General features: G+C 63.6%; 6 protein-coding genes. 3 read left to right on the top strand and 3 right to left on the bottom strand.

Annotation, left to right across the window (positions count from 1 at the left end):
* Positions 1–105 precede the first annotated feature (105 nt).
* Together QOJ24_RS22760 and QOJ24_RS22755 are read right to left on the bottom strand one after the other, a co-directional pair.
* The gene (locus QOJ24_RS22760) at positions 106–531 is read right to left on the bottom strand and encodes a nitroreductase family deazaflavin-dependent oxidoreductase (RefSeq protein ID WP_526265398.1); all 426 of its coding nucleotides are present in this window, start codon (positions 529–531) and stop codon (positions 106–108) included.
* 40 nt (positions 532–571) lie between these two features.
* Positions 572–934: a muconolactone Delta-isomerase family protein gene (locus QOJ24_RS22755; RefSeq protein ID WP_526265396.1), complete on the bottom strand. Its 363-nt coding sequence runs from the start codon at positions 932–934 to the stop codon at positions 572–574.
* Positions 935–961: 27 nt separating this feature from the next.
* Between QOJ24_RS22755 and QOJ24_RS22750 the strand changes: the two genes are divergently transcribed.
* The gene (locus QOJ24_RS22750; protein ID WP_526265395.1) at positions 962–1423 is read left to right on the top strand and encodes a GNAT family N-acetyltransferase; all 462 of its coding nucleotides are present in this window, start codon (positions 962–964) and stop codon (positions 1421–1423) included.
* Between the two features lie 61 nt (positions 1424–1484).
* On the opposite strand, the gene QOJ24_RS22745 is transcribed toward QOJ24_RS22750, so the two are convergent.
* A complete protein-coding gene (locus QOJ24_RS22745; protein WP_526265393.1) occupies positions 1485–4385 on the bottom strand; it encodes an MMPL/RND family transporter in 2901 nt (966 codons plus the stop codon).
* Between the two features lie 167 nt (positions 4386–4552).
* On the opposite strand from QOJ24_RS22745, the gene QOJ24_RS22740 reads away from it, so the two are divergent.
* Complete coding sequence (locus tag QOJ24_RS22740; protein WP_526265391.1) at positions 4553–5077, top strand: hemerythrin domain-containing protein; 525 nt, start codon at positions 4553–4555, stop codon at positions 5075–5077.
* A gap of 33 nt (positions 5078–5110) precedes the next feature.
* On the top strand, positions 5111–6513 hold a 1403-nt coding region (locus QOJ24_RS22735), incomplete at its 3' end, for a DUF2252 domain-containing protein (protein ID WP_526265389.1).

Raw genomic sequence — 6513 nt, 5'->3', positions numbered from 1 at the left:
GCCGTGATGGCTTGGCAGTCCCGCGTCGCGCGCCTCGCGAGCGGAGCGCCGCACCGGCCCTGACGCTGCGTCGGCGCGGAGAGGCTTGGCCCCGGGCGATCGCCGTCAGTCCTGCAACTCGCAAATCACCACCGGAATGTCACGATCCGTCCGTTCCTGATAGCCGGCGTAACCCTTGTATGCCGCAACGATCTTCGGCCATAGCTCGGCCTTTTCCTCTGCCCCGGCGGTACGCGCATGGACTGCGTGTCGTTGGCCGTCCATCACCAGGAACGCGTCGGGGTGCGCCTGCAGATTGCGATACCAGTCAGGGTTGCGGTCATCGCCACCTTTCGAAGCGATGAGCACCACGCGGTTGGAGTCGTGAATAGGCGTGGTCAGGTAGCAGGACCGAGGCAACCCAGACTTGCGTCCCGTGGTGTGCAGCTCGACCAACGGCATCCCGAACGGTTTGGCCAACAGCCTGTTGCCGCTTGCTTTTAAAACTAGCCGGTGCGCCAGGTTCATCAACTTCGCACCGTTGTCTTTCATCGAATTCCAATTCATCACAGGTCCTTTCGGTAGGTCGGTGTCACTCACCCTCAACCGCGACGCGCAGCTCTTCGGCCCACTCGCTGTACGGCCGGATCGGGTAGGCGCGCGTGTCGACCGAGCCGCCGAGCTTCTGGATGATCGGCAGCGACTCGAGGGCCTGGTCGAGCGATGTGTGGTCGGGTACATCGAGCACGGCGAAGACGCTGCGCTGGCCGACGACCTTCCACAGGTTGGTTACCGCCCCGGCATCGACTGCGCCCTTCGCCGCGCGGGCTTCCTCGAGCCAAATCGCAAACAGCTCTTGGCGGCTCATATCGACCGGCTGGTGGACGTCGAACTGGACGAAATACTGCACCGTCTTCTCCCTAAGCCTCGCCGTCAGATGGGAGTAGCTTGCCACGACCTGGAATGAGTTAACGTCGGCGCGGTGGTCGACGTCCAGGTTCGCCGGGCAGCCCTATCCGACGTGGCGACCATCGAGAGCATCGTGCACGCAGCTTTCGGCAAGTACGTCGCCCGGATCGGAAGACCACCGGCGCCGATGGGTGCCGATTACCGTGCCGCTGTCATGTCGTCGTGGGTGTGGGTGGTCGAAGCCGACCGCGAGATCGCCGGAGTCGTCGTCAACGAGGTGCACGACGACCATCTGTTGCTCGACACCATCGCCGTGGCCCCTGGCGCGCAGGGGCGCGGCTATGGCGCGCTTCTGCTCGCCCGTGCCGACGACGACGCCCGCGAGCTCGGTCTGTCGGAGGTCCGGCTCGTCACCAACCAGGCGATGACCGAGAACCAAACGTTCTATCCGCGTCATGGATATACCGAGACCGCCCGCCGCCGCCAGGACGGATATGACCGCGTGTTCTACGCCAAAAAGCTTGCCGCGCATTAGCCCAAATAGTTCTGACACCCGGCTGGGCCGGTAGGACGATGATGACGGGGCGTGTCCGGGTCTAGGGACCTGCGCTTAACGGCGCTGCCGACGTGGCGGGCGACGGCGTGACGCCCGGCCATTTCGCCGGTACGGGTCGAGGACGCACGAGCTGCGGCCACCAGAACCATCGGCCCAGAAGCGCGGCAATGGAGGGCGTCATGAATGCCCGAATCACCAAGGTGTCGAACAACAGGCCCATCCCAATGGTAGTGCCCATCTGGGCGACCACGACCATGGCGCTGACCGACATCGACATCATGGTGAACGCGAACACCAGACCCGCCGCGGTCACGACGGATCCGCTGCCACCCATGGCGCGGATGATGCCGGTGTTGATGCCGGCCGGTATCTCCTCTTTCATCCGCGCCACCAACAGCAGGTTGTAGTCCGCGCCGACTGCCAACAGGATGATGACCGCCATCGCCATCACCATGAACTCGAGGTCCAACCCCATCAGGTGCTGCCAGAACAGAACGGACAGGCCGAAGGACGCGCCGAGAGACAGCACCACGGTGCCGACGATGACGGCTGCTGCGACGACGCTGCGCGTGATGAGAAGCATGACGATGAAGATCAGTGCGAGCGCGGCGACGCCGGCGATCAGCAGGTCGTAGTTGTTGCCGTCCCGCATGTCCTTGAAGGTGGACGCGGTGCCACCGAGGTAGACCCGCGACCCCTCCAACGGCGTGCCCTTGATGGCGTCGAATGCCGCGTTCTTGATGGCGTCGATGCGCTCGATCCCATCGGCGCCGAGCGGATCGTTTTCGTGGGAGATGATGAACCGAACCGCGTGGCCGTCGGGGGAAATGAAGTTCTTCATGCCCCGCTTGAAGTCCGCGTTGTTGAAGATTTCCGGCGGCAGGTAGAAGGTGTCGTCGTTGTGCGAGTCGTTGAACGCTTGACCCATGGCGCTTTGGTTCTCGCTCATGACGTGTTGCTGATCCTGCTGGCTCGACTGAGTCGAGTGCATCTCCAGCATCATCCTCTGCATCTTCTTCATCGTCTCGATCTGCGGCGGCAACATCTCTTGCAGCTGCGGCAGCAGTGTGTCGAGTCGCTCCAGGTCAGGAAGCAGAGACTGGATGTCATCAGTCAGGGCGTCGGTGCCGTCGAGCGCGTCGAAGATGGCCCGCAACGTGTGGCAGACCGGGATGTCATAACAGTGCGGTTCCCAGTACAGGTAATTACGAAGCGGACGAAAGAAGTCGTCGAAATCGGCGATGTTGTCCCGTAGTTCGATGGTGTCGACCGTCGTGTCCCGAATGCTCTGCACCATGGAATGCGTGGTGGCGGTCATCTGGCCCATCAACGAGCTCATCCTGGTCATCGCGTCGATGGTCGTCTGCATCTCGTCGGCCTGCACCAACATGTTGTCCATGGTTTTTTGCGCGTACGAGCGGTTCATCTCCTGGTTGGTGCTGCCCATGCTCATTTGCGACGGAATCGTGCTGAACTTCAGCGGTTTACCCTCGGGACGCGTGATTGATTGCACCCTCCCGATGCCGGGCACCTTCGTCACGGATTTGGTGATCCGCTCGATCACGAGGAAGTCGGCCGAGTTGCGGAGGTCGTGATCGCTTTCGACGAGCAACATTTCGGGGTTCATCCGGGCAACAGGGAAATGTCGTTCGGCCGCCGCGAAACCCTCTTGAGACGGCAGGTCGGCGGGCAGGTACTTGCGGTCGTTGTAGCTCGGGCGGTATCCCGGCAGCGTGAGCAGGCCGACCAGGGCGAGAAGGATGGTCATGGTCAGGATCGCACCGGGCCACCGAACGATGGCGGCACCAAGGCGCCGCCAGAATCGAATTCGCATGGCGCGCCTGGGCTCCAGGGTTCTGCCGAAGCGGCTCGCGACGCTGATGATTGCGGGCCCGAGCGTCAGCGCCACGAGCACCGCGACCACCATGCCGACGAAAAGCGGAATGCCGAGTGTCTGGAAGTAGGGCAATCGGGTGAACGAGAGGCAGAAGGTGGCACCTGCGATCGTCATCCCTGAGCCGAGGACGACGTGGGCTGTCCCCCGAAACATCGTGTAGTACGCGGACTCCCGGTCTTCTCCGATCGAGCGGGCCTCCTGGTAGCGCCCGATGAGGAAAATTGCATAGTCGGTTGTCGCGGCGATCGCGAGTGTCACCAGGAGCTGAGTCGCGAACGTGGACAGCCCGATGAGGTTGTGGTAGCCGAGGAAGGCGACCACACCACGGGTCGCCGACAGGCTCAAGATCATGATCGTCAACACCAGCAGGACGGTGACGATCGACCGATAGAAGAACAGCAGCATGAAGATGATGACGCCGACCGTCACGAACTCGATGATTCTGATGCTCGCGTTGCCCGCGTTCTCCTGGTCGGCCTGCAGCGCGGGGCCGCCGGTGACATACACCTTGACCCCCGGCGGGGGAGTCAACCCGTCCACGAGTTTCTGAGCCGCGATGACCGACTCGTTGCCGAGTGCTTCGCCCATGTTGCCCGCGAGATACACCTGCACATAAGCGGCCTTGCCGTCTTCGCTCTGTGCCCCGACTCTGGTCAGCGGGTCACCCCAGAAGTCCTGGATGTGCTGGACGTGTTTAGTGTCGGCCCGCAGCTCGGCGATCATGTCGTCGTAGAACCGGTGGGCGTCCTCGCCGAGGGGTGCGTCGCCCTCCAGGACGATCATGGCCGAGCTGTCGGAATCGAACTCTTGGAAGTCCTTGCCGATTCGCATCATCGCGGCGACCGACGGCGCTTCCTTGGGCGACATCGAAACCGCCTGCATCTTGCCGACTTCTTCGAGCTGCGGCACCGATGTGTTCAGCACGGCGATCAGCGCTATCCAGCCGACGATGATGGGAATCGCCAGCCGCCGGATCCACCGGGCTATGCCGCTTTTGCGCGGCTGCTCGGCACGGACGACGGGGTCGGTTGTCGGCGCGCTCACCAGGCCATCATCCGCTGGAGCCGATGATTGGTCATTGGAGAATGTTAGACCCTCTTCATAGGAGCGCACGGCGGGCCGCAGGCGCAACGCCCTCCGCAATGAGCGCGGCGGCCGATGCCGCCCGTCAAACGGTTTTGACTTGCGCTTTTGCGGCTAATACTTCCTCCATGGCGGACATCATCGACCTCATCTACGCCGACCATGACTGGCTGCGCCGTCAGTTTTTCCGGCTCGACGACGCCAAGTCCAAGGACGAACTCGCGGCGGTCTGGAATGTGCTGAGCATGCGCCTCGACGCACACGCCGACGCCGAGGAGACGGTTTTCTATCCCGCGTTGCTCAAACACGGTGGCCGGGACGACCCCGGTAATCCCGAGGGTGACCCGGAGGACGAGACCGAGGACGCGATCACCGACCACAATGCGATCCGCGATGCGGTGCGTGCATCGCGTCGGCACGAACCGGGCACCGACAAGTGGTTCGAAGCGGTGATGGCTGCGCGCAAGGAAAACGGTGAGCATCTCGACGAGGAAGAACGCGAAGCCATGCCAGACTTCATCAAGAGCGCGTCACTCGAACTGCGTCACGAATTGGGCATGCAGTGGCTGCGGTTCTACGCCGAACACGAGGCGAGCGAAGGAATCGACAGCCGGGACAAGGACGCTGACACCTACATCGAACAAAACTCCTGACACACGCCCCTGCCGTAGTGAACATTGAGCGATATGGATGGCGTCGCTGCCGGCAGCGTGCACACCGTGCTCGCCGATGCCGACGGCACTGCGTATCGGTCGTTGCGTCAGCGACCGGTTACCCGGGCCGAGCGCTATGCCCTTGGCAAAAGCCTGCGCAAGAGGGTGCCGCGCAAGTCACTAGCCGACTGGACCGCGCCCCCCGACCGTCCCGACCCTGTGGACCTCATCAACCTCAGTCACCAGGGCAGGGTGGACCGACTGGTCCCCATCCGGGTCGGTCGCATGATCGAGTCGCCGTATGGATTTCTGCGCGGAACCGCGGTGGTGATGGCCGAGGACGTCGCTCGTCTGCCTGCAACGGGGATCACCCCGGTGGTGTGCGGCGACTCGCACTTCGGCAACTTCGGGTTCTACGCATCCCCCGAGCGGGACCTGGTGATCGACCTCAATGATTTCGACGAGGCCCATCCGGGTGGCTGGGAGTGGGACCTGCGGCGGTTGGCCGCAAGCATCTGGGTTGCGGGGCGGCACAACGGGACGTCGGAAGACGACTGCGGCAACGCGGTGCGGTCCTGCGTGGCGTCGTATCGTCAGGAATTGCGGCGGCTCGCCGACCTGCCCTTGTTCACAAGGTCTTTCGTTCGGCTCGACGTCGACAGGCTGGCCGCCGAGACGGCGGGCCCGCTCAGCGATCAGGTGGTGCGGTCGGCCAAGCGCGCGCGTCACCGCACGGGCGACCGCGCGCTACCGCGCTTCACCCATGAGGTGGACGGCGAGCGCAGGATTGTCGAGGAACCACCGCTGATCACGCGACTGCCTGCACGTGAGGCGGAACTGCTGGCGGCGGCACTCGACGACTATCTGGAAACCCTGCCCTCCTACTGGCGACGTGTTCTCGGCGGCTACACGCTGGTCGACGTGGCGCACAAGGTCGTCGGCGTGGGCAGTGTCGGCCTGCGCGCCTACGTGGCGCTGTTGGAGGGATCGTCGGAGTCCGACGTTGTTTTCCTTCAGCTCAAGCAAGCTCGCCGATCGGTGCTCGGGCGCTACGTGCACGGCGAATCGGCTTGGCACGCGCATCAGGGACAGCGGGTCGTGGAATACCAACAGTCATTACAGACGGTGAGCGACCCGCTGCTGGGGTGGACCACCATGGACGGCCTGCAATACTACGTGCGACAGTTCCGAAACATGAAGGGACGCATACCTTTAGACGCAATCGATGCGGCGGCGCTCGCTGACTACGCCGGAGTCGTGGGTCAGCTCCTCGCCAAGGGGCACGCCAGGACCAGCGGCGCCTCGATGGTCGCCGGCTACATGGGCAGCTCCGACCGGGTCGACAAGGCGTTCTGCAAGTTCGCGCGACGCTACGCCGATCAGACCGAAGCCGACCACGCCACGCTGGTCCGCGCGGTCGACCGCGGCTTGCTGCC

This window comes from Mycobacterium sp., from assembly GCF_032159775.1.
Lineage (GTDB): Bacteria > Actinomycetota > Actinomycetes > Mycobacteriales > Mycobacteriaceae > Mycobacterium.
Note: the sequence above shows the minus strand (reverse complement) of the source record. Positions and strands in the feature narration are given on the sequence as shown.

What these genes read in the sequence shown, in the direction of transcription:
- QOJ24_RS22760 (WP_526265398.1), bottom strand. Translation starts at nt 531, where the DNA reads ATGAAAGACAACGGTGCGAAGTTGATGAACCTGGCGCACCGGCTAGTT.
- QOJ24_RS22740 (WP_526265391.1), top strand. Translation starts at nt 4,553, where the DNA reads ATGGCGGACATCATCGACCTCATCTACGCCGACCATGACTGGCTGCGC.